The organism is Microcoleus sp. w1-18aA5 (assembly GCF_036701705.1).
Classification (GTDB): Bacteria; Cyanobacteriota; Cyanobacteriia; order Cyanobacteriales; family Microcoleaceae; genus Microcoleus.
The window spans coordinates 130,285-154,380 of record NZ_JAUPTE010000003.1; the positions used below are offsets into that span (position 1 = coordinate 130,285).

Below are 24,096 nucleotides of genomic sequence, written 5' to 3' on the forward strand. Positions count from 1 at the left end.
CACGCATAAAAATATGGAAACACTACAACGATCGGAAAAAATCATTGCTGAAAGATATCGCATAATCGGCAAATTAGGACAGGGTGGAGTTGGAATCACCTATGCTGCTGTAGATTTAAACAGCAATCAAAAAGTTGCACTCAAAGCTTTATCCCTGCGCCTGACAACTGAATGGAAGAAAATCGAGTTATTTGAACGAGAAGCAAAAACTTTATCGGGATTGAATCATCCGGGAATTCCTCGCTACATTGACTACTTTCAAGTGGATACTTCCCAAGATCGTTGTTTTTATATCGCCCAACAACTCGCACCGGGAAAATCTCTCGCACAGTGGATAGAAAATGGCTGGAAACCCAATGAAGCTCAAGTTCGTCATATCGCCTATCAATTGCTAGAAATTCTAGCTTATCTGCAATCGCTGTTACCTCCTGCAATCCACCGAGATATTAAACCCCAAAATATTATTCTGCAAAAAAATGGGCGAGTCTTCCTAGTTGATTTTGGCGCAGTTCAAAATACTTACCATCATACCGTTACTGGAGGCAGTACCGTTGTCGGGACCTACGGTTACATGGCACCAGAACAATTCCGAGGAAAAGCTGTATTATCAACAGATTTGTATGGATTAGGAACAACGCTGCTTTTCCTGTTAACCCAGAAATTTCCATCGGATTTACCCAGACAAAAGCTGAAGGTAAAATTCCGCGATCGCGTCTCTATTTCTCCAGAGTTTGCCGACTGGTTAGATCAGATAATTGAACCCGCAGTTGAAGATCGATTTCAATCAGCAAAAGATGCTTTATTAGCGCTGCGAGGGGAACAGCCAAGCGGGATTAATCCCGAAAAAATGTTTAAGTGCTCGCCACAATCCCGAATTACTTTAATTGACGCGAAACGGTGGTTATTCATCCATATACACCCCGATCGTTCACCTAGCAGACTCAAAGGGTTTTTCCACTTCATTCATCTGACTTGTAAAGTTTTACTTCCCTGCTCTTTGCTCCTTCCAATTTTCCACTTATCACTAGGGGTGATACCCGTACCGCTGGACTCGACAGTTAGCTTGTTTAAATACATTGTAGCCGACTGGCTAGGTATATTATTTCAGCGATTTGTATTTATATCAATCATAGCTGTAATAATATTTACCGTATTTTATGCTTTGATGTGCTTGTGTTGGATTGATTATTATCTATTCACTAGACCAAGACCAATTCAAATCAGCCCTCAAGATATCCAGCGGGTAAAGTTGAGGGGAATTCATCTGCCATTGCTCAAAAAATCGATGACTTTTTGCGGGATTCGCGCCAAGTCGCGTAACTATTGTTTTGGCTTATTTTTGCCGCAAGCTGAGAAAGAATGGTTGGTAGGAGAATTAAATGATTGTTTAAGTAAACTAAAATAAATCATTGTTGTCATCCACAGAGTTGATAAAAAAACCGTTTTTTTCTGAGTACGTGGATTAAATAAATGCGGAATTATAGAAAATTTTATGTACTAATTTAGGCAATAATAATCATCAGAAAATCCTGGATAGGGCATGAGAATAAAACTATAAAGAATCTCGATATTGATGAAATAGGACTGCAAAAGAGGAAGGCGATCGCACTTCTTGAATACGTAGCTAAAAAATTAGTTGAGAGTCGCGATCGCCTTTTCGATTGGTTATGCTTGACTCAGGGTGCTCCTTTCTGCCAATTGACTTACCAACAAAAATAAAGATGTTTGTGCTTAAATACCGTCAAGGCAAGAAATATCTCGCCCTGAGTGGGGTAGTGTCCTTAAGCTCCAGTATCTCCTAAGCGTGAAGGTTCGATTGATGAGTATTTCTACTCGAAATAAAAAAACTATCCTGTTTTTAGCAGCCAACCCCAAAAATACCACCCCTGTGGACTTACAGAAAGAGGCGAAGGAAATTGCAGAGGGGTTGCAACGCTCTAAAAAGGCCGACAAGTTCCAACTTGAGCAACAGTGGGCGGTGACACCCAGAGAAATGCAGCGAGCCATATTAGATTATAAACCAGAGATTGTGCATTTCTCTGGGCATGGTGCAGGAGAAAGCGGTTTAGCCCTAGAAGATGACATGGGGCAGATTAAGCTGGTAAATGCCAAAGCTTTGGCAGCTTTGTTTGAGGCGTTTAATGAGTACGTGGAGTGCGTCATACTCAACGCTTGCTATTCAGAAGTGCAAGCGTCTGCGATCGCACGTCACATTCCCTACGTGATCGGCATGAAGCAAGCGGTGGGAGATAACGCCGCACGAGAATTTGCAGTAGGTTTTTACGATACCTTGGCGGCGGGGGAGTCGATCGAACGTGCCTATAAGTTGGGTTGCGTTAGCATCAGCATGGCAGGAATTTCCGAAGAACTTACTCCGGTATTGAAGAAGAAGTCGGATTTTTCGGAGTTGGATGCAGCAGGGCGATCGCGCGATGCTTCTGTTAGCGATATAGTTGAGAAGTCGTCGCCTGTGGTGGAAAATGCGCGATCGATCGCCGCACCTCCCCTTTCTCTGCTCAACTTAGACAACCCCGAAGGTTCTGTGAGTTTGGATTCACCGCTATATATCGATCGGGCTCCCATTGAATCGGACTGCTACCAAACTATTGTCAAACCCGGAGCTTTAATCCGAATCAAAGCCCCCCGGCAAATGGGAAAAACTTCCTTAGTGCAGCGAATTTTAGACCACGCCAAGGAAAAGGGATATCAAACAGCGTATTTAAACTTTCAATGGGCTGATGGTAGTTTTCTCACCAATCTTGATGAGTTGTTGCAGTGGTTTTGTGGTGAGATTACCAATGAATTAAACTTAGAAGATAGGTTAGGAGAATATTGGAAAGGCGTTCTCGGCAGTAAAAATAAAACTACGAAGTATTTCCAACGCTATCTACTATCTGACAGCGATCAACCTCTTGTTTTAGGGTTAGATGAAGTCGATCGGATTTTTGTGCATTCCGAAATAGCCACCGACTTCTTTGGATTATTACGAGCTTGGCACGAGCGGGGGAAAAATGAGGAAATTTGGAAAAAGCTGAGGTTAGTCATTTCTCACTCTCAAGAAGTTTATATCCCTCTCAATATTAATCAGTCGCCATTTAACGTGGGATTGCCGATAGATTTACCTGAACTCAATCAGAGACAGGTAACAGATTTAGTGAATCGACACCGATTAAATTGGTCAAATCAAGAGATTTGTGACCTGATGCAAATGGTGGGCGGTCATCCTTATTTAGTTCGAGTTGCTCTCTACCAAGTTGCCAGGGGGAGAATTACCTTAGAGCGCTTGCTAAAAGTAGCTCCTACTGAAGAAGGCCCTTACTACGATCATTTACGACGGCATTTAGTTAACTTGGAAACAGATGCAGAACTAGCAGCAACAATTAGACAAGTGATTAACAGCGAACAACCTGTAGAGATTAATACCGGAGAGGCTTTTAAATTGCGAAGCATGGGGTTGATCAAATTTCAGGGAAATGCTGTAATGCCATTTTGTGGTTTGTATCGTCAATATTTTCGCGATCGCCTAGCCTCTCCCCAACCAAATATTACTCCTGTGCAACAACCTAATAACCCATCAAGCTTGCTCGTAGAGAGTAATTTAGCAGCTATTATGTTCTCGGATGTTGTTAATTCCACCGCCTTATCGGTTGCCAACCAAAAGCTGACACTAGAATTAGTAAATCGAGATTTCAACATCATCCGAGGCATCTGCGCTAAATATCAAGGCAAAGTCCTTAAAGAAATGGGCGATGGTTTATTAATTTGCTTTCCCGAAAGTGCCGTAAAAGCAGTTGCCTGTGCGCTAGAAATACAACGAAGTCTCGCCCAAGCTGCTACAACCTTACCTGCGAGTCATGTCCTCCAACACCGCATTGGTATTCACTTGGGAGAAATTTTCTCTCTTAATAATGATATCAGGGGGGCTGGTGTAAATTTAGCTGCTCGTTTAGAAGGGAAAGCAGAACCAGGAGGAATCTGTATTTCTGAGACAATTTATCAAGTCGTTAAAACCCATTTATCTTTAAATGTTATTGACTTAGGAATGCAACAGTTAAAGGGAATTTCTGAACCTGTACGGCTGTACAAATTGATTCCTTGATTCTCGGATTTCCCCCTATGAATTAACGATTACCTATGAAAGATTATCAATATCAAGTGGGAGGTAGCCTGCCTGCAAACGCCCCAACTTATGTCACTAGAAAGGCGGATGAAGAACTTTATCAAGCTTTAAAAGCCGGAGAATTTTGCTATGTTCTTAATTCCCGACAAATGGGAAAATCATCCCTGCGAGTGCGGACAATGCAGCGGTTACAAGCAGAGGGTATCGCCTGTAGTAGCATTGACATCACAGAAATTGGCACCTCAGATATTACACCAGAAGAGTGGTATGCAGGCGTGATTGATAGCATCGTCAGCCGATTAGATTTGTATGAAATTTTTGATTTAGATGAATGGTGGGAGCAGAATAGATTACTATCGAACGTTAAACGATTTAGTAAATTCGTTGAAGAAGTATTACTCAAGAATATCTCAGCAAATATAGTAATTTTTGTCGATGAATCGGACAGCTTAATCAGCTTAAACTTTAAAATAGAAGATTTTTTTGCTGTGATTCGTGATTGCTATAATAATCGAGCCGATAAACCCGACTATCGTCGATTAACATTTACGATGTTAGGGGTGGCAACTCCCTCAGATTTAATTCAAGACAAGCGACGAACTCCTTTTAATATTGGTCGAGGGATAGAGTTAACGGGGTTTGAATTAGCAGAAGCCCAACCTTTGGCAGTTGGGTTAGAGAGTCAAGCAGAAAATTCGCAAGCATTGTTAGAAGCGGTGTTATATTGGACAGGAGGACAGCCCTTTTTAACGCAAAAAGTTTGTAAATTACTGCTCAATCATGCCAACTCTGCCTTCAGGCAAAATCCTGCTGAGTGGGTAGGAAATTTAGTCCGAGAAAAAGTAATTGAGAATTGGGAAGGGCAGGATGAACCGGAACACTTGAAGACGATTCGCGATCGCATTTTACGGAGCGAACAACGGGCAAGTAGGTTATTGGGACTATATCAGCAAATTTTGCAGCACAATGAAATAGCGACTGATGATAGTCCCGAACAAATGGAACTACGATTAACTGGATTGGTGGTTAAGCAGTCTGGCAAACTTAAAGTTTATAACCGGATTTATCAATCGGTTTTTAACCTATATTGGGTGGAAAAACAATTAGCGAATCTCCGCCCTTACAGCGAAACTTTTAAAGCTTGGATAGAGTCGGATTGTCAAGATGAATCGCGACTGTTGCGGGGCCAAGCCTTGCAAGATGCTCAAAATTGGGCAGCCGGCAAAAGTTTGAGTGATTTAGATTATCAGTTTTTAAATGCCAGTCGGGAAGTCCAACAACGGGAAGTTGAACGAGAGTTAGAAGCACAGAGACAAGCGAATAAAATTTTGACTCAAGCGAATCAGACGCTAATTAAAGCAGAGCAATTAGCCACCTATAAAGTCACTCAAGCCCAGAATTTAGCAAATGTCATCCAGGAAACTGCTTTTTCTAATGAATCATTTCGTTCAGGACAGATATTCCAAGCACTGTTGGAAGCATTAAAGGCAGGGCAAGCATTCAAACAACTAGATTCTTCAGCCGAGACGACAAAACATCTTAGAGGGCGAGTGATAGCTGCGCTGCAACAAGCAGCGTCCGCAGTAAAAGAGCGCAATCATTTGGAAGGGCATAGCAATTCTGTCAGAAGCATCGCCTTTAGTCCAGATGGCAAGATATTGGCTTCTGTAAGTGACGACAACACAATCAAACTGTGGCACCTGGAAAGCCAAACTCCCATTGCTACCCTGACCGGGCATAGCAATGCTGTCAGAAGCATTGCCTTTAGTCCAGATGGCTTGACTTTGGCTTCTGCAAGTGACGACAACACCATCAAACTGTGGCACCTGGAAAGCCAAAAACCCATCGCTACCCTGACCGGGCATAGCAATCCTGTCAGAAGCGTTGCCTTTAGTCCCGATGGCTTGATTTTGGCTTCTGCTAGCAGTGACCACACCATCAAACTGTGGCACCTGGAAAGCCAAAAACCCATCGCTACCCTGACCGGGCATAGCAATTCTGTCAGAAGCGTCGCCTTTAGTCCCGATGGCTTGACTTTGGCTTCTGCAAGCTTTGACAACACCATCAAACTGTGGCACCTGGAAAGCCAAAAACCCATCGCTACCCTCACCGGGCAAAGCAATCCTGGCTATAATAGCGTCGCCTTTAGTCCCGATGGCTTAACTTTGGCTTCTGCAAGCTTTGACAACGCCATCAACCTCTGGAACCTGCAAACCCAAAAACCCATCGCTACCCTCATCGGGCATAAAAATTCGCTTTATAGCGTCGCCTTTAGTCCCGATGGCAAAACTTTGGCTTCTGCTAGCAGTGACAACACCATCAACCTCTGGAACCTGCAAACCCAAAAACCCATCGCTACCCTCACCGGGCATAGCAATCCGGTCTATAGTGTCGCCTTTAGTCCTGATGGCTTGATTTTGGCTTCTGCTAGCAGCGACAACACCATCAAACTGTGGCATCTGCAAAGCCCAAAACCCATCGCTACCCTCACCGATCACAGCAATTCTGTCAGAAGCGTTGCCTTTAGTCCCGATGGCTTGACTTTGGCTTCTGCAAGCAGTGACCACACCATCAAACTGTGGCATCTGCAAAGCCCAAAAACCATCGCTACCCTCACTGGGCATAGCAATGAGGTCAATAGCGTCGCCTTTAGTCCCGATGGCTTGACTTTGGCTTCTACAAGTGACGACAACACCATCAAACTGTGGCACCTGCAAACCCAAACACCCATCGCTACCCTCACCGGGCATAGCAATTGGGTTTGGAGCGTCGCTTTTAGTCCCGATGGCTTGACTTTGGCTTCTGCTAGCCGTGACCACACCATCAAACTGTGGCATCTGCAAACCCAAAAAGTCATCGCTACCCTCACCGGGCATAGCAGTTATGTCAGAAGCGTTGCCTTTAGTCCCGATGGCTTGACTTTGGCTTCTGCTAGCAGTGACAACACCATCAAACTCTGGAACCTGCAAAGCCAAACACCCATCGCTACCCTCACCGGCCATAGCAATGAGGTCTATAGCGTGGCCTTTAGTCCCGATGGCTTGACATTGGCTTCTGCAAGCTTTGACAAAACCATCAAACTGTGGCACTTGCAAACCCAAAAACCCATCGCTACCCTCACCGGGCATAGAAATCCGCTCTATAGCGTGGCCTTTAGTCCCGATGGCTTGACATTGGCTTCTGCAAGCTTTGACAAAACCATCAAACTGTGGCACTTGCAAACCCAAAAACCCATCGCTACCCTCACCGGGCATAGGAATCCGGTCTATAGCATTGCCTTTAGTCCCGATGGCTTGACATTGGCTTCTGCTAGCAGTGACAAGACCATCAAACTGTGGATTTGGGATTTCGATCGACTAATGGCATTAGGTTGCAATTGGATTAGCGACTATCTCAGAACCAACCCGAAAGTCACAGAAGAGGATAAACAGATGTATGCTGATTACCTCAGTCAACAGTCAATCAAATAGGACTTAGGCAAAAACCGCCAGCCAGCCAGATGCACGCCATACATTTTTTTACCACCACTTCCATTTTTTACGTTGTCCATTCTTCACTCGCATCAGTCACAACCCCAATATTTCGCTGCGGCGAATCTTCCTCCACAACCGACACCAGCATCAATCAGATTATTAAATTTTTCTGTTGAATTTTCACTTTTGTAGTTAGTCGAAGTTTGAGGAGATCAAAAGGCGGTAGGTGCTAACTCTGAGGGATATTACACTGATGTCCCTTTGAATATAAAGTGTAAAACTCCTGGAGTGCTGACATTTGTTCTCTCAATCTAGATATCTCTAGATCCAAGGGAGGGAGTAGTTTCTCAAGGTGGCGCACCTCACTAAACCACAGTCGTAACTCGGGTTTGAGAGTTGCATAGAGCGTTTCGGGACAGGAGAGTAATATTGCTGTTATTATCTCTGCTACGAATGGCTGTTGCGGCCACTTCCCTACAACAGACATTGCATCCGAGTCATCGCTTGACAAGCATTGGTGAACAATATCAAACAGTGAATTTAACTCAATAGCTGCCCGTAATTTCTCAAGTGTCTCTGCCGTCTCTGAGGAGGTATTCACCATAGTTGTGAATTCAATAGGCCAATGGTGCAGGATGGTACTGACAAATGAAGCAATTGAATCAGGTTGCTCTTTTCTCAGAATGTCTGGGAGTATTTCTGTAAAGTAAGGAGCAACACTACGCCACTGATGTAAATCACAAGCAACATGAAAGAAGGTTTCTGGCAACCTTTCACTCTTCTGCAATAAAATATAACCTCGACATTGATTAGTGACGGGATCGACAGGTTCAAATGCTTGCCATAACAAAGGCAGAGAAACCCAGTGAGGTGGATATTTGAAACGGGCCACATCCAGCAGAAGAACTAGATCCCGCTGTGGATGATAGCCACCAATTGGTGAGAAGTGACCATCACCCGTTTGTCCCAATACCTTTCGGCTATAGGAAACAACTAGATGAATATCACCTGACGCCGCAGTCACCTCTTCAACTGCTTGCCGAAAGTTTTCCAAGCTGCTTTGGTGGTAACGGTTAGGTTTTACAACAGCACCGTTGCAACGTGCTATACATACAAACTCATCAAAGGTGATACCGTTTTCTTTAATCACTGAAAGAGGTAAGCAACAGTCTAAAAATTCCTCTCCATACCATCTCCACACCCCTTTCCAAATGCGACCCGGATCGATGGATAAGGCATTAAGAACAACAACTAAACTACCCAATCCACAAAAAGCGGGTTCTGCTTGAGTATGAAACTGTTCCGCTAGAGCAAAATACCCTTCCATACCTCCCAATGCCAAGGCTTCTCGAAATATTTGCTTTCCCTCTATGGAGGAAAAGGCAATAGCAGAATCGGGGAGTGAACGACGATAAAACCCTTGAGCAGACATTGAGTCTTTTAACCCTTATTGCTTATGGTGCTAATAAATATTATGCAATATCGTCACATGGATAATGATGAATGCACTTATTAACTATTTTTTCAATTTTAGCAATAAAACGCTGCGAAGATTTCGCTTTAGGGGTGCAAATTTAAAAAACGTGACTATTTCCGAAGGCTAGGCATCAAGGTGATGAAATAATTCGGCAATTTCCCACATATTGAGCAGTATGCAGCTCGGATAATTAATAGTATTTACAGTTGGGTGGGAGTGGGTTTTGGAGATTGTTGGTTTTCGCCTGAGATGGTTTTTCAACCAGCCCCTACAGTGAATGCAAAATATTTGAAAACTGTAAAATTTTGTATATGAACTGACCGACCTTCAGGAAAATAGACGATAGTTGATATGCAAGAGATTTCAAGCCTCCGCGAAAACAATTTTTAATCAGGTAATAAAATGGTAGTAGCAGCACCTGTTCAATCCGGCAGTCAGTCGATTTTTCAAACTCGCTACGACAACTTTATCGGCGGCAAGTGGGTGCCACCAGTGAAAGGGAAATACTCGGAAAACCTGTCTCCAATAACAGGAAAATCAATTTGTCAAATCCCCCGATCGACCGCCGAGGATGTAGAATTGGCACTGGATGCCGCCCACGCCACGAAAGACAAGTGGGGTAAGACTTCCCCAGCAGACAGGGCGCGGGTTTTACACAAAATAGCCGATCGCATCGAAGAAAACCTCGATCGCCTCGCCATCGCCGAAACCTGGGATAACGGTAAACCAATTCGCGAAACCCGCCTCGCAGACATACCACTGGCGATCGACCATTTCCGCTACTTCGCAAGCTGCATCCGAGCTCAAGAAGGGTCGATCGGCGAACTCGACGGAACAACAGTCGCCTACCACTTCCACGAACCCCTAGGCGTCATCGGACAAATCATACCCTGGAACTTCCCGATATTAATGGCAGCTTGGAAACTCGCCCCAGCCCTCGCCGCCGGCAACTGCGTCGTCCTCAAACCAGCAGGCCCCACCCCCGCCTCAATCTTGGTACTGATGGAAATCATCGCCGACTTAGTACCAGACGGCGTAATCAACGTCATTAACGGGCCCGGCGCCGAAATCGGCAAAACCCTCGCCACCAGTCCCCGGATTGCCAAAGTCGCCTTCACCGGCGAAACCACCACCGGCAGGCTAATCATGCAATACGCCTCCCAAAACGTCATCCCCGTCACCCTAGAACTAGGCGGCAAATCCCCCAACATTTTTTTTGAAGATATCTGCGCCCAAGACGACGAATTCCTCGACAAAGCAGTGGAAGGATTAGTCATGTTTGCGTTTAATCAAGGAGAAGTGTGCACCTGTCCCTCCCGCGCCTTAATTCAGGAGTCAATCTACGATCGATTCATGGAAAGGGCGATCGATCGCATCCGCCAAATCAAACAAGACAACCCCTTAGATCCGACAACCGCCCTCGGCGCGCAAGTCTCCATCAACCAGATGGAAAAAATCGCCGAATACGTCAAAATCGGTCACGCCGAAGGCGCAGAATGTCTCATTGGTGGCGAAAGAAACATCTTATCCGGCGACTTGCAAGACGGCTATTATTTCCAGCCAACAGTCTTCAAAGGAAACAACAAAATGCGAATTTTCCAAGAAGAAATCTTCGGCCCAGTATTAGCAGTCACCACCTTCAAAGACGAAGCCGAAGCATTAGAAATTGCCAACGATACTCTCTACGGTTTAGGTGCCGGAGTTTGGACTCGCGACATCAACACCGCCTACCGCATGGGCCGCGCCGTTCAAGCCGGTCGCGTGTGGACAAACTGCTATCATTTGTATCCCGCGCACGCAGCATTCGGCGGCTACAAATCATCTGGTATCGGTCGCGAAAATCACAAAATGATGTTAGATCACTACCAGCAAACTAAGAATTTGTTAGTCAGCTACAGCCCGAAAACTTTAGGTTTTTTCTAAAGTTTTAGTCGTTGGGAAGGAAAAAGGAAGAAGGACAAACTTCAATGATTCGTGAACTCCTTCTTTTTCTCTTTCCTCTCCTTCTCTGCGCCCTCTGCGCCCTCTGCGGTTCATTAAAAAAAGCTGATTCAAAAACGAAAAATAATTGCTACAAAAAGAGACTGCAATGGAAACGATCGCAAAAGTCACGGCAACAGAAGCCGCTTTAAAATTAATTAACCATCTCAAAACTCAACACGGAGAATTGATGTTTCACCAATCCGGCGGCTGCTGCGACGGTAGTTCCCCCATGTGCTTTCCCAACGGGGAATTGATAATCGGTGATGGTGACGTATTACTCGGCGAAATAGGCGGTTGCCCCTTTTATATTGCAGCGCAGCAATACAAATATTGGCAGCACACGCAGTTGATTATAGACGTGGCATCGGGGCCCGGAGGCAGTGATTTCTCCCTGGAAGGGCCGGATGGAGAGCGTTTTATTACTCGCTCTCGCTTGTTTGTTAATGCTGAGTAACTCTGTTTATCCTGAACTTGCCTGCAGTTTCTCTAAAAACATGAGTTTGCTTAAGCCTGAAACCCCGTTTCTTTCATGGGAGCGAAAAAACCTATTTTATTTAAATTTTTATCTAAGTTTCTCGCCTGGGCTAACGACCACCAATTTTCTAACGAGGGCAAACGCATCTTATTTTTAGAATACTTGCTAGACAAAGGCTTCACCCATGATTTGAGTTTGGTTGCCCAAAATTAAACCCCTGATAGCGTAAAGCTTTCAGGATTTAGAGGCGTTTGCCCTGATTTGCTGACTAATTTCACGGCTAGTGCGTTGGTATTCGTGGACAATCGGTAATCTTTCAGCTTGAAAATTTGCCAGAGCTTCTGCAATATTAGCACTAGACATGAGATGTCGTGATAAAGACAAACCATCTTCCCAACCTGAAGTCATACCTCTAGCGCGTGTCGGACTTTTCGCGTGAGCCGCGTCACCAATTAAGATAACACGGCCATCATATAGTTGAGGCAGGGGATCAATGTCATAGGAATAACGACAGACAATATTTTCCAAAGGGGTTGACTCAATCACATTTCGCGCATCCTCTGGGAGTTTTGCCAACTCTTGGGGAGGAATAATGATATTAGTTGGTTGTAGTTTGCCTACTTCAAAATCGGCCAGATCCTTTTCCAGAAAGAAACCCCAATGAGTACGATTTGCACCAAGATTAACAAAATTGGCATAAATTCCTCGTTCGCGTACCTAAAGCAAATAGTTTCCTTCTGGACAGAAGTTATTATCTGTTACAATTGCTCGCCATACTAGATCACCTAAATAACACAATTCTACACCCGGAACCACAAATTGACGAACCTTAGAAATTATTCCATCGGCACCAATTAACAGATCTCCTTCCCAGTGACTGCCATCTTTAAAGTGCGCGATCGCGCTATGCTCGGTTTGGGAGATTGACAATAATTCAGCATTAAAACGAATAGTGTCAGGGGGTAACTCCTCCAGGAGTGCTTCTAAAATAGCTTTGCGGTGTACTAGCATTCCTGGGAGTTCATTTTCCTCATACGTGACGGGTTCAGAATTGATGACATCGCCGTGGAGGTTGCGGAACTCGAATAATTTAACCGGAGCGCCTGAGTTAATAATTTTCTGGCTAATTTGAGGGTTTCCTTGATGCAGCGCTTCCATACCTGCTTGCACGATCAGGATACCACAGCCATCGGTGCGCGCATGGGGTGCTTTTTCAAACAAGGTAACTTGAAATCCTTGTTGGATCAGCAAAATTGCTAGATAAACTCCTGATGATCCGGCGCCGATAATACCTATCCTACTCTGGGACGAAACCATTTGTGCTTCTCCTGATTTAAGATTGCCGATCGGTTCTCAACCACTATTGTAATTAAGGAAAATCCAATTTTGGCGATCGCTCAATTGCGGATTGAGCTTTTGCTGATAGCGACAGGTTTCACGCTGCCGCTAAAATCAGTATCTGAGCCGGTGCAGCATTAATTATTAATTGGCTACTTCAAAATTTCTGCACTCAAAACTTCAGAAGACTTTAAGCTTGAGTATTTTTAATTAGAGCCAATTCAATTTTGTCACCAGCCTTTTGAGTCACTTGTGCGCGCAAACCGGGCCCAAAAAAAGTAGCTATTTTTTCTTGCTTTTCTTCCCATAAGTCGATCGGCATTAGCGGTGAATAAAACTCTAAAATTAACCCATAAGCACCGTCAACATCAACTTCCCGCAACCCTTGCAGGAGGGGCCGTTCCTCGTCTGTTGGGGCCAGGCCCAGGCGCTCCAAAGCATCATCTAAGTGCGCGGGTTGGCCGTAGCGAAATCGGGTGACATCTTTGCGGACTTGGTTTTGAGTATCTGTGGCCTGACTTTCTCGCAGGAGGAGAACTTCAGCAGAAGTAGGTTCGGTGAATTCTACTGGTTCGAGTTCGGCTGCTTTCAGAGCCAAACCTCCCAGCAACAGCGGAATTCCATAAAAAAAACCGGCTAGGTTCAGGGTAGGTCTGTCTGTGAAGTAGGCTCCAAACCCGACTGCTGCTATAATACCGCCAACAACTAAGGCTAGGTTTGCTAAAGAAATTTTGCGTAACATATTAGTGAGGTAGTTAGCTGAAATCAACAATATACTTTAATTATTATCTGTCAAAAAGTCTTGAATAAATTTAGTTTTTTTGCCAAAAGACCAGCAAAAACTGCTAGCATCTATGAGCGCGGGAGCGGTGTGCATCCACAGTCTTGTCTCTAGCTTCAGAAGCTTATCCAGCCGGACTCGCCCGGGCGCGCCATCGGTAAATATCCGTGTTAATTGCGCGGCGTTGGTTCCAGAAGGCAATCGAGATCGGCAGTATCATCAAAGTATACAGAGTGGCGATCGCGATCGACACTCTTGCCCTTTCAACCATTTTTCGGACATGATTAAAGACGAAGACAAACAAACTGCTGGAGCAAATAAGGCGGTTCTGGAGCAGATTAACTCGCTCAAACGCGAAGATGAAAGGCTTTATAATATCTTAGCGATCGATGTCTGGGCCCTAGCCAAGACGATGGATGAATATCAACCGGGATTTTGGACTGCTTTTATGAAAAACCGGGAGAAGGCCCTGAAGCGATTTTTAGCTGGAATGATGAAAAATAAACCTGCAGATACCAAACGTCCGCCTTTTTTGCGCTAAAATGTGGCTGAAGTTTGGCTGAAGTTTTGATGTACAATCAAACTATAACACAGACACAAAAAAACCTGAGCAGATTCATCACTTCCCATATAAAAACAGTGAAGGATTTGCCCAAAAAGGTATGTCGGTGAATTAAGAATCTCCGTCTGTTGGCAGAGGGAAATGTCAAATATTTTTGTTAATACTAGCAAAGGCAAAAAACCATGGATGCACAAACAATCAAAGAGCGCGTAGCAGAAATCGAGAGCAAGCGGGAATCCCTCGTGCGGCTGTTAGATCGATCGGACTTGGGAGCCCTGAGAATAGATGTGAGTCAGGCGATCGAAGAAATTGACGATCTATTAGAAGAATTCAAGCGTACTTTTAACAGTTAAGTAGTCAGTAGTCATTAGTCAGTAGTCATTAGTCATTAGTTGTCGCGCATTTAATTTGGATAGTTATGTTAGTAAAAATCTTGTGGGGTGGGCAGAAGATCCCGCCCACAAAGTCAAAATTAAATGCAGTACAGCTTAATAGCTAACAAGAACCGACCACTGCTAACTGCAAATTTGACAACTGACAACTGACAACTGACAACTGATCAATTCATCACCATATCCATCAAAATTTGCTGAGAGCTCACTTCCGGGCAATTAGCAGGCGGCCGCCGCTGAGAGTAGTGTCCCCCAGACTGCAAATCCCAAGCTTGGCGGTTGTCAGCCAGCATTACCCCCAAAATTTCTTGCAATTCCTTGGCAATTGTCGGGTCTTCCACTTGAACTATGGCCTCAACCCGTCTTGTGAGATTGCGCTGCATCCAGTCAGCAGAACCAATATACACCTCTTCGTCCCCACCGTTGAAAAAATAAAACATCCGAGAATGCTCTAAAAAGCGGCCGATAATACTGATAACTCTGATATTTTCGCTAACACCTTCAACGCCGGGACGCAAACAGCAAATCCCCCGAATAATCAAATCAATTTTAACTCCCGCTTGCGAAGCTTCGTACAAAGCAACAATGATTTGAGGGTCAACTAAAGCGTTCATTTTAGCGACAATGCGGCCACAGCTACCGATGCCGCCTTCGGCCTGCAAGCGGCAGAATTCTGCCTCGCGGCGGATTAAAGCTAAAAATTGATCGCGCATATTGACCGGTGCCACCAATAATTTTCGATAAGATACCTGCCGCGAATAACCAGTCAAATAGTTAAACAAATCCGTCAAATCCGATCCCAAATCCTCGCGACAACTCAACAAACCCACATCGGTATAGAGTCCGGCTGTTTTAGGATTGTAATTGCCTGTGCCGATGTGGACGTAGCGACGGATGAATTCCTCCTCGCGACGCACTACCATCACAATTTTGGTGTGGGTTTTGAGTCCCACCAAACCGTAAACTACGTGGACTCCCGCTTGTTCTAACTTGCGAGCCCAATTAATATTATTTTCTTCGTCAAACCTAGCCTTAAGCTCTACTAAAACGGCTACCTGCTTGCCGTTTTCCGCTGCTTGAATTAAGGCGCTGACGATCGGCGAATCTCCAGAAGTGCGGTATAAAGTCATCTTAATCGCTAACACGGAGCGATCGTGCGCCGCCTCAGTAATAAACCGCTGCACCGTCGCCGCAAACGAGTGATAGGGATGGTGTAGCATCAAATCCCCCTGCCGGATGACGGTGAAAATATCCTCGCCCTCGTCAGCATCCAACATCAATTTGCCTAAAATCATTGGCGATTCCGAGTTCCGCAAACGGGGCGGCACAACGGGAGTCCAAGGTGGGTCTTTCAGTTCCGGCACGGGAAGCCCCACAAAAGACATCAAATCCTTGAGGCCTAGCAGCCCCTCTACGACGTAAACATCTTGCTCACCGAGATCCAGCTCCTCCATCAGCATATCTCGCAGCGCAGGCGGCATAATCGCTTGAATTTCCATCCGCACCGCAGAACCTCCAAACCGACGCTTGCGGAGTTCCTGTTCTATTGCCAGCAGCAAATCCTCCGCCTCATCTTCCTCCACCGTCAAATCGGAATTGCGAGTAATGCGGAACGGGTGATATTCCTGAATGTCCATCCCCGGAAACAAAGCTTCTAAATTGTGGGCAATCACCTGTTCTAGGGGCACGCCAGTCCAAACCGGAGATTTGCCCCTCTGCTGCCACTGTAAATCCCCCGGTAGTGGCAAAAACCTCGGCAAAACCTGCGGTACTTTAACGCGGGCAAATAATTCTTCCCGCGTGTCGGGGTCCCTGACTACTACTGCTAAATTAAGGCTGAGATTGGAAAGGTAGGGGAATGGGTGGCTGGGGTCAACTGCTAGGGGAGTGAGTACGGGAAATACTTGTTCTTTGAAGTAGCGATGCAAGTAATTGCGCTGTTCTTGATTGAGGTCAATGTAGTCAAGAATGTAGATGCCGCTTGCTGCTAGTTTCGGCCGCAGGGTTTGCTCAAAATAGGCGTGTTGCTGAGAAACCATTGGCAAAAGCCGCTGGTTAAGGGCATCTAGCTGTTCTTGAGGCGTGCTGCCGTCGGAGGTCAATTTGCTGACTTTTGCTTGTACTTGCTGTTTGAGGGCGGCTACCCGCACCATAAAATATTCGTCTAGGTTGGAGCTAAAAATAGCTAGAAATTTGAGCCTTTCGAGAAGGGGCGTGCGGGGGTCGAGGGCTTCGTGGAGTACGCGGTTGTTGAATTCTAGCCAGCTTTGTTCTCGGTTGAAGTAATATTGAGGATCGCTGAGGTTGATTTCAGTGTAGGTTTTGGCGGGGGTCTTTTTTGGCTTCGGCATGGTTTGAGGGAGTCTTTGGGAGGCTCGGTGATGGCATCTCTAGAAATAGTATTGTAGGTTAAAGGATTTGTTCGCATCTGCTTTTGGTCGATCGCACGTTTTTGTCGGTCATCCGCGAGGGTCTGGTACGCAATATGTGTAGGGATACGGCACTGCCGTGTCCCTTGTATGTTCAGAGTAGTCTGGTGGAAGACGATGAAAAAGTCTATCTGCTTCGGTCAGGTGAAGCTGGCGTGTCCCTGAGACCTTAATGAGTCTGTAGCGTAGATTAGCTCCCTAGATCCGAACGGTGACTGGTTTGCTCCTGACACTGGACAGTATCTTAATCCTCTTCTGTCACTCTGGGACAATAAAAGTGAGAGCCAAATTTTTAACTGTAGATAGAGCGGGGATTTGAGCGTTTATTTTCTAACAGAATGGCGGAAATTAAGATTTTTGGCGTTGCTGAGTTAGAGTATGAATAGGAGGAATAATTTATGCAATGCCCAGAATGTAAATCAACCCATATCCGTAAAAACGGCAAGAAGAAAGGAAAACAGAATCACATTTGTGTCAAATGTGGTCGTCAATTCATTAATCACTATGAACCCCATCGAGGTTATAGCGAGAGCATCAAACGTGATTGCCTAAAAATGTACGTCAATGGTATGGGTTTACGGGCGATAGAACGAGTTAAGGGAGTTCATCATACCGGGCGTAATAAATTGGGTAAAACAAGTCGGAAAACAGTTACCAGAGGTTTATGACCCTGAAGTCATTCCAGAAGTTGGTGAACTCGATGAATTACAAACTTATGTAAAAAAAACAGACAAAATCTAGTTGTGGACAGCGGTTGACCACTTTCAACCAGGAATTTTAGGATGGGTATTAGGGGATCATAGCGCTAAGACATTTGAACCATTATGGAACAAAGTAAGTGCATGGAAATGCTACTTTTATGTAACTGATGGATGGTCTGTATATCCCATGTTTATTCCTGATGAGGATCAGATTATCAGTAAGACTTATATGACACGAGTAGAAGGAGAAAATACAAGACTAAGACATTATTTAGCCAGACTACATCGGAAGACTCTTTGTTATTCTAAGTGCGAGAAAATGCTCAAGCATTCTATTAAGTTATTAATACATTACTTGAAATTTCACGATATTCCCATTCCTGGGGCATTCATACCTTGATTCAGCAACGCCGCTACTTTTAGCTGGGCTTATTTTTTAGTCTAAACTACAGTTTAACAGGTAAGCTGTTGTGCATTTAAAACGCATAGTGGTATAATATAACATAATGATATTCAGACAAAGTGAATGCCTGCTAAAAATTTTCTAAGTTCCGAAACAAAGGAAACTCTTCAACAAGTATTAAAAGAGCATGATCATCCAGACATTCGGCAAAGAGCCTTAATTTTTTTGTTACTAAATAACGGAAATACACAAGCTCAAACTGCTGAACTAATTGGATGTTCTCTCAGAAAAGTTGCCTACTGGAGCATTCATGGTGATCCCGATAATTTAGACAGCTTTAAAGATAATAGGATGAAGGGTAATTACCGAAAAGCCACAGAAAAATACATTAATTTACTTTTAGAAACAGTTGAAGTAGAGCCTGAGAAATATGGTTATGAGTTCGGAAGATGGACAACAGCTAGACTTGCAATACATCTAGGAGAGCAGACGGGAATTGAGTTGAGTAGTACCCAAGTAAGGAGAATTTTAAAATCAAAAAAGTATGTTTACCTTTGGGCTAAATACAGCTTAAAGGATAAGCAAGATGCCGTAGAAAGGGGTTTATTTAAAGATAAATTAGATGAGTATTTAAAAATAGAAAAAGAATCTCCAAACCTATTGCAGGTATGGTTTTGGGACGAAAGTGGATTTAGTTTAAGAGTAATTAGACGGAAAAACTGGTGTAAAAAGGGGACTAGAAGTAATAAAAGAGGAGACCGACGAAAAGGTCGTATTAATGTTATGGGTGGAGTGAGATACTCAGACAAAAAAAGATGGGTAGATTTTATTCCATCTGGTAATTCTGCTAATTTTTATGCTGTGCTGAAAACTTTTTATGAAGATTTAAAATCCGAGTGGATATTGCAAGGAAATTTAGCAGAAGACTTTAAAGATAAGGGCTGTAAGTTTGTGATAATTTTGGACAACGCTAGTTTTCATAAAAAAGCAGAGACTTTGCAGAAAATAGCGTCAGAGATGCCGAATCTAATCATAGAGTTTTTGCCCAAGTATAGCCCTGACTATAACCTAGTTGAATTAGTATGGCATTCCGCAAAGGAATATGTTGCTAATAGATTATTTGAATCCATTGAAAAACTAGAATCACTGTTACATAAACTTTTAAATGAAGGAGAATTAATTATGAAATGGAACCGAAAGATCAAAAACAAAGGTAACTTAGTTAATGCAGTTTAGATGTCGAACAGCTTATGACTTACGCACAGGGGCTTAGAAACCGGGTTTTTTTACGAAAATACACAGGTGGTGACCTGCAGATTCGGTAAAAAACCCGGTTTCTGGAGTCGGAGTGCGTCCAAGACTGGCTGAGTTAGATAGATGATTAAAGCAGCCGACGCGCTTGTAAAATCTGCTCTATTAGAATAGCGATCGCACCTGCAACCTTCATCTCCTCACCCAATCACGGGAAATGAAGGTTGCAGGTGCGATCGCTCTTTCCTCTGACTAATGACTAATGACTAATGACTAATGACTAATGACTAATGACTAATGACTTTCATTCCTGCCGCGTACCATCAGGCATCACCGCACCCTTTAAATTCGCCCCTGCCAAATTAGCATCCAACAGCCAAGCATTTCTCAGATTAGCACCCTTCAAATTAGCACCTTCTAGATTTGCCATCCACAGATTAGCACCCTCCAAATTCGCCCCTTCCAAATCAGCGTTAACGAGAAAAATACCTTTCATAAAAGCACCTCTTAAGTTAGCCTTTCTCAAATTACTCCCTCCCAAATAAGCATCCTCTAAAAACGCCTTTTCTAGATTGCTTCCCTCCAAATTTGCCCCTGCCAAATTGCTGCTTATCAGGTAAACCCCAGCCAAATTTGCCAGTTTAAAGTTAGCGTTTACCAAATGTGCGCTCCACAAATTGGCATCTTTCAGATTGGCTTTTTCTAAATTGACGCCTTCCAGAAAAACTTCGCTCAAATTCGCCCCGGAAAGATTGCAACCTTTACATTCCCTCGCTGTCAGCAATTGCCGGACTTGATGCTTGACTGACGAACGGTTCGCTGCGAAAATTATTAAACCTGTAGTTGCTAAGGCAATAATACTAAAAGTGACCAGCCCGATCGCACTTACAATCTTCCTTTGTCCCGCGCCTCGAAACATTCGCTTGCCACCCTAAAAATATTTGGATAATTGTTCGTATTTATAACCTCGTTCCTTCCTTCCCCTGCCCCTATGAAAAAACAGTTAAAATTTAAATTCCTGACGATCGCACTTATTGTAACCTTAGCAATAATCGGTGTCGGATGCGATCGCCTTTTCAAAAAACCCTTTCAGCTTCCCGCCTCAGCCAAACAAGAACCCTGGCCCATTCAAACAGGCCTCCGATCAGCCATCGTCCGCGAAAATATACCAACAGTCAACCGCGTAGTTTTAGTACCCGACGAAGCCACATTCTTAGCAGCAATCCAAAAATGGAACCTCAAAGGAAACTGGCCTATTCTCATCGAAGACAAAAAATATGCGCCCATGTTTTTGCAGCGCTTTCAACCCGAAGAAATAGTCCGTTTGCCAAGCATCAAACAGCAACTGCCACAAAATCAAAAACTCCAACAATTAATGCTCAACAGCGCAGCAGCAGCTTGGAATGCCACCGATACTGAAACCTTAAAAGCAAAATGGAAGCAACTCGGCTGGGAACCCCCAGGAGTAGTAATCACATCAGAAAACGACGCCGCACGCTCAGCAGCAGTTGCCTTAGCAGCCGCTCACGGCCAACCTTTAGTATTTCTAGAAGGCAACTTGGGAAAACCCAACGATACCCTCAATAACACACAGTGGAAAACTCTGCAACTAGCAGTTACAAAAGCCGTCGAATCAACCGGATATTTTTATTCTCAACTCGCAGACCCGATCGACACAATAACTATTGTACGCCAACTAGCAGTCAAATATCAATCTCCTGAAAAACCAGACGAACAACTAGCCGTTACCGACGGTTTGGGAAGACACCCCAACGGCGAACGCTGGGCGGCTGTCGGCTGGATTTACGGCTCCGAAGTACGATCGATCTATCAAGCCATGTGTGCCATATTTCTAGACAGCCAAACAGCCATGCTTTATGACAGTTACCCCAAGGAAGGAAATTGGGCAAAATATGAAATGGAGGAAGCAGCTAGCGGACTAAAAAGCATAGGTTTAAATGTCGAAGTAGTGCAAAAACCCGAATCTAGCCTGGAAAAGTGGCGGAGTTTAGCCTCAAAACCGTGGACATTTGACTTAATATTAATGAATTCAAAAGGCTATCCAAAATCATTCCAAGTGGGCAACGGCGACGCTTCAGTTGAGGACATACCAAAACTCCAATTTCCCGCAGCAATCCACATGATCCACAGTTGGTCAGCAGCAGCGCCAGATGACACAAACACCGTTGCCGGAAGGTGGCTAGAAAATGGTGCTTACGCCTATGTCGGCAGCGTCAACGAACCTTTTTTATCTGCCTTTATTCCACCTAAATTAATGGTCGATCGCCTAAAGCGAGGAGCACCCTTTTTAATCGCAGCACGCCAGCTAGAATCCCCTCCCTGGAAAGTCACCACCATCGGCGATCCGCTAATGTCTATCGCCAAACCCAGACCAAGAATCCCGCCCACTCAACAACCGATGTGATATTATCCGGGATGGAGGGATTTAAAATTGGAGCTTTGAGATTGGTGGTTGTAAAGTAAAATCTCCAATCGCCAATTCTTTAATTTGAAAGTTGTTTTTCACTGAGTTATATGATATGACCCGTTCACTGATGCGATCGACCTAACCACCAAAACTATAAATATAGTTAATTAGCATTATCGCCAGAGTATATCTAAGTTTGAATGTAACTGAGCATACAATCACGCCAAATCCGCCGCTCCTCAGAATCAGTTATTCCACCCCAGCGACCCACCCAAAAAAATTACCCTAAAATACGCCTTAATTAAGTTGTCAATTCCCCTAAAATCACTCAAAATGAAAATAAGAAATAAATTGTAATATTATATAACTTCTCACCGAAGAATTAACCGCTAAATGAGAGCCATCCCTCCTGTGGATCTGCCGCCACCCGGGCCAACCGCAGCAACTCCCCAAGCCTCCCGACTAAGCCCGCTATTCAACCGCCTGCACCCCAGCCCAGAAACCCTCCTGCTCATCCTCTCCCTAGTCATCGGGGGAGTTACGGGCGCAGGCGTCGTCACATTTCACTACCTCATCCACTTCATCCACAGCCTGATGCTGGAAGACTTCATGGGGGCGATCGCGTCGAAAGGCTCTTGGACGCTAGCCTGCATTCCCACCCTCGGCGGAGTCATCATCGGGCTGATGCGGTGGCGGTTTCGGGACTTTGGTCCGAATATGTCTTCCTTAATTGCAGCAACCCGCGGCCTGCAAGAACTCTCCCCCCTCAAACCCATCACCAAAATGGTGGCAGCCTCAGTTTCCCTCGGCACCGGCGCCTCCCTCGGCCCGGAAGCCCCCAGCGTCGAAATCGGCGCTAACTTCGGAATGCTGCTGGCTCAAGTCTTGCAGCTCTCCCCAGAACGGCAGCGCTTGCTCCTCGGCGCCGGTGCAGCAGCAGGTTTATCCGCCGGGTTTAACTCTCCCATCGCCGGAGTGTTCTTTGCCTTAGAAGTCGTGCTCGGCAGCACCTTCGCCACTTCCTCAGTCAGCGTTGTCTTGCTCTCCGCCGTAGTTTCCGCGCTCATCGCTCAAATCTGCTTGGGAGCTCAGCCGGCCTTTTCTTTGCCGATATACGATGTCCGCAGCCCCCTAGAACTGCCTCTGTACATGGGATTGGGACTTTTGGCGAGCGGAGTGTCTCTAGCCTACACAGAAGCAATTCAATTGGCCGATCGCTGTTTTCAAGGAAAAGTCCGAGGATTTGCTTGGCTGGGACGAATGCCCCGGCCGCTTCACCCCATCATCGGCGGGGCCTGCGTCGGCTTAGTCGCCCTACAATTGCCTCAAATTTTGGGTGTCGGCTACGAAACAGTCCAAGCAATGCTCCAAGATGTTAAATTTTCCTTGCCTTTGCTGTTGCTGCTGCTGTTTGTCAAACTGGCGATGACCGCAATCAGCCTCGGCAGCGGTTTAGTGGGCGGCATCTTCGCTCCGGCGATGTTTTTGGGAGCTTCCCTGGGTTCGGCTTACGGACTCTTTTTGGAAATGCTGCCGACAATGAGCGATCGAGTCGCCGGCCCTGCCGCCTACGCAATGGTGGGAATGGCCGCCGTCCTCGCCGGCAGCGCCAGAGCACCGCTGACAGCCATCCTATTGATGTTTGAATTAACCCGCGATTACCGGATTGTCTTGCCTTTGATGGCCGCAGTCGGATTGAGCGTTTGGTTGGTGGAGTGGGTCAACCGCCGATCGACAGCCCACAGCCTCAACCTTCAGCAAATGGGCGTAGACGTGGCTGTCAATACACCGATCAAAGCCAGAGAACAGTTGCAGGATTGGGAAGATGTTCTGGGCGATCGCATCGTCACAGAACTGATTTCTTGCCAACTCCCCACCGAGGGCGAACACAGGGACGATGAGCCTGTGCTGGCGATCGCCAATGCACATTTGCCGGAAAATGTCAAACCATTGCCTGAAACAAAATCAGCCGTTTGACCAATCTCAACTCCCGTTGCTTCGCCACCAAACAGATCGCCTTAAAGCTAAATCTGACAACCCTGGGGGGGTGACAAAGAGGCCTAGGAGATAGACCGAATCAGGGTTGCAGCCCGCATACCTTGTTGATAAAAGCGACGTTTATTTCGAGTTAACTTCATTAACTGTTCCACTTCATCAGAATATTGTTCGAGATAATTAACCCACTTTTCTCCCGCTTGCGCCAACACCAAATGTACTCCGTCTTCGATATCTTTTTTTAGGTTCTTGACGCCGACATACATATTTTCCTACCTGCTTTTTCTG

General features: G+C 45.1%; 17 protein-coding genes and 1 pseudogene. 11 read left to right on the plus strand and 7 right to left on the minus strand.

The window, feature by feature from the left end; translation table 11 throughout:
* Positions 1 to 13 precede the first annotated feature (13 nt).
* The 3 genes from Q5691_RS02250 (at position 14) to Q5691_RS02260 (ending at position 7,590) form a co-directional block, all read left to right on the plus strand.
* Positions 14 to 1,405 carry a serine/threonine-protein kinase gene (locus Q5691_RS02250; protein WP_333343834.1) on the plus strand — a complete coding sequence of 464 codons (1,392 nt, stop codon included), beginning with the start codon at positions 14 to 16 and terminating at the stop codon, positions 1,403 to 1,405.
* Between the two features lie 414 nt (positions 1,406 to 1,819).
* The gene (locus tag Q5691_RS02255) at positions 1,820 to 4,099 is read left to right on the plus strand and encodes an AAA-like domain-containing protein (RefSeq protein WP_333343835.1); all 2,280 of its coding nucleotides are present in this window, start codon (positions 1,820 to 1,822) and stop codon (positions 4,097 to 4,099) included.
* Between the two features lie 35 nt (positions 4,100 to 4,134).
* Positions 4,135 to 7,590, plus strand: a complete 3,456-nt coding sequence (locus Q5691_RS02260) for a WD40 domain-containing protein (RefSeq protein WP_333343836.1) — start codon at positions 4,135 to 4,137, stop codon at positions 7,588 to 7,590.
* Positions 7,591 to 7,822: 232 nt separating this feature from the next.
* On the opposite strand, the gene Q5691_RS02265 is transcribed toward Q5691_RS02260, so the two are convergent.
* The gene (locus tag Q5691_RS02265) at positions 7,823 to 9,025 is read right to left on the minus strand and encodes a phytochelatin synthase family protein (protein WP_333343837.1); all 1,203 of its coding nucleotides are present in this window, start codon (positions 9,023 to 9,025) and stop codon (positions 7,823 to 7,825) included.
* 447 nt (positions 9,026 to 9,472) lie between these two features.
* Between Q5691_RS02265 and exaC the strand changes: the two genes are divergently transcribed.
* Both exaC and Q5691_RS02275 read left to right on the plus strand, forming a co-directional pair.
* Entirely contained in the window at positions 9,473 to 10,993 is a 1,521-nt protein-coding gene (gene exaC, locus Q5691_RS02270) for an acetaldehyde dehydrogenase ExaC (protein WP_333343838.1), read from the plus strand.
* Positions 10,994 to 11,159: 166 nt separating this feature from the next.
* A complete protein-coding gene (locus Q5691_RS02275) occupies positions 11,160 to 11,507 on the plus strand; it encodes a DUF779 domain-containing protein (RefSeq protein ID WP_333216615.1) in 348 nt (115 codons plus the stop codon).
* 255 nt (positions 11,508 to 11,762) lie between these two features.
* On the opposite strand, the gene Q5691_RS02280 is transcribed toward Q5691_RS02275, so the two are convergent.
* The 3 genes from Q5691_RS02280 to Q5691_RS02290 all read right to left on the minus strand — a co-directional run bounded on the left by Q5691_RS02280 (position 11,763) and on the right by Q5691_RS02290 (position 13,608).
* Positions 11,763 to 12,074 (minus strand): FAD-dependent monooxygenase, encoded by a 312-nt coding sequence (locus Q5691_RS02280; protein WP_333216614.1) that lies wholly within the window; start codon positions 12,072 to 12,074, stop codon positions 11,763 to 11,765.
* A gap of 171 nt (positions 12,075 to 12,245) precedes the next feature.
* The gene (locus tag Q5691_RS02285; protein WP_333216613.1) at positions 12,246 to 12,845 is read right to left on the minus strand and encodes an FAD-dependent monooxygenase; all 600 of its coding nucleotides are present in this window, start codon (positions 12,843 to 12,845) and stop codon (positions 12,246 to 12,248) included.
* 211 nt (positions 12,846 to 13,056) lie between these two features.
* Complete coding sequence (locus tag Q5691_RS02290) at positions 13,057 to 13,608, minus strand: DUF2854 domain-containing protein (RefSeq protein ID WP_333216611.1); 552 nt, start codon at positions 13,606 to 13,608, stop codon at positions 13,057 to 13,059.
* Positions 13,609 to 13,687: 79 nt separating this feature from the next.
* Here Q5691_RS02290 and Q5691_RS02295 point away from each other — a divergent pair, with 79 nt between their 5' ends.
* Together Q5691_RS02295 and Q5691_RS02300 are read left to right on the plus strand one after the other, a co-directional pair.
* On the plus strand, positions 13,688 to 14,188 hold the full coding sequence (locus Q5691_RS02295) for a hypothetical protein (RefSeq protein WP_333312267.1): 501 nt from the start codon (positions 13,688 to 13,690) through the stop codon (positions 14,186 to 14,188).
* A 203-nt stretch (positions 14,189 to 14,391) separates the two neighbouring features.
* Positions 14,392 to 14,562, plus strand: coding sequence for a hypothetical protein (locus Q5691_RS02300; RefSeq protein WP_015176488.1), 171 nt, complete (start codon positions 14,392 to 14,394; stop codon positions 14,560 to 14,562).
* Between the two features lie 206 nt (positions 14,563 to 14,768).
* Here the strand turns inward: Q5691_RS02300 and ppk1 are convergent, their stop codons facing one another.
* The gene (ppk1, locus tag Q5691_RS02305) at positions 14,769 to 16,952 is read right to left on the minus strand and encodes a polyphosphate kinase 1 (protein WP_333085610.1); all 2,184 of its coding nucleotides are present in this window, start codon (positions 16,950 to 16,952) and stop codon (positions 14,769 to 14,771) included.
* A gap of 476 nt (positions 16,953 to 17,428) precedes the next feature.
* Here ppk1 and Q5691_RS02310 point away from each other — a divergent pair.
* A pseudogene (locus Q5691_RS02310) lies at positions 17,429 to 18,131 on the plus strand (IS1 family transposase).
* Between the two features lie 126 nt (positions 18,132 to 18,257).
* Positions 18,258 to 19,370: an IS630 family transposase gene (locus tag Q5691_RS02315; RefSeq protein ID WP_333343839.1), complete on the plus strand. Its 1,113-nt coding sequence runs from the start codon at positions 18,258 to 18,260 to the stop codon at positions 19,368 to 19,370.
* 319 nt (positions 19,371 to 19,689) lie between these two features.
* On the opposite strand, the gene Q5691_RS02320 is transcribed toward Q5691_RS02315, so the two are convergent.
* Positions 19,690 to 20,304 (minus strand): pentapeptide repeat-containing protein, encoded by a 615-nt coding sequence (locus Q5691_RS02320; RefSeq protein WP_333343840.1) that lies wholly within the window; start codon positions 20,302 to 20,304, stop codon positions 19,690 to 19,692.
* Positions 20,305 to 20,376: 72 nt separating this feature from the next.
* Here Q5691_RS02320 and Q5691_RS02325 point away from each other — a divergent pair, with 72 nt between their 5' ends.
* Together Q5691_RS02325 and Q5691_RS02330 are read left to right on the plus strand one after the other, a co-directional pair.
* On the plus strand, positions 20,377 to 21,810 hold the full coding sequence (locus Q5691_RS02325) for a hypothetical protein (RefSeq protein WP_333343841.1): 1,434 nt from the start codon (positions 20,377 to 20,379) through the stop codon (positions 21,808 to 21,810).
* 396 nt (positions 21,811 to 22,206) lie between these two features.
* Positions 22,207 to 23,790, plus strand: a complete 1,584-nt coding sequence (locus tag Q5691_RS02330) for a chloride channel protein (protein ID WP_333343842.1) — start codon at positions 22,207 to 22,209, stop codon at positions 23,788 to 23,790.
* Positions 23,791 to 23,873: 83 nt separating this feature from the next.
* Here Q5691_RS02330 and Q5691_RS02335 read toward each other — a convergent pair whose 3' ends face one another.
* Complete coding sequence (locus Q5691_RS02335) at positions 23,874 to 24,074, minus strand: hypothetical protein (protein WP_333308449.1); 201 nt, start codon at positions 24,072 to 24,074, stop codon at positions 23,874 to 23,876.
* Between the last annotated feature and the right edge of the window lie 22 nt (positions 24,075 to 24,096).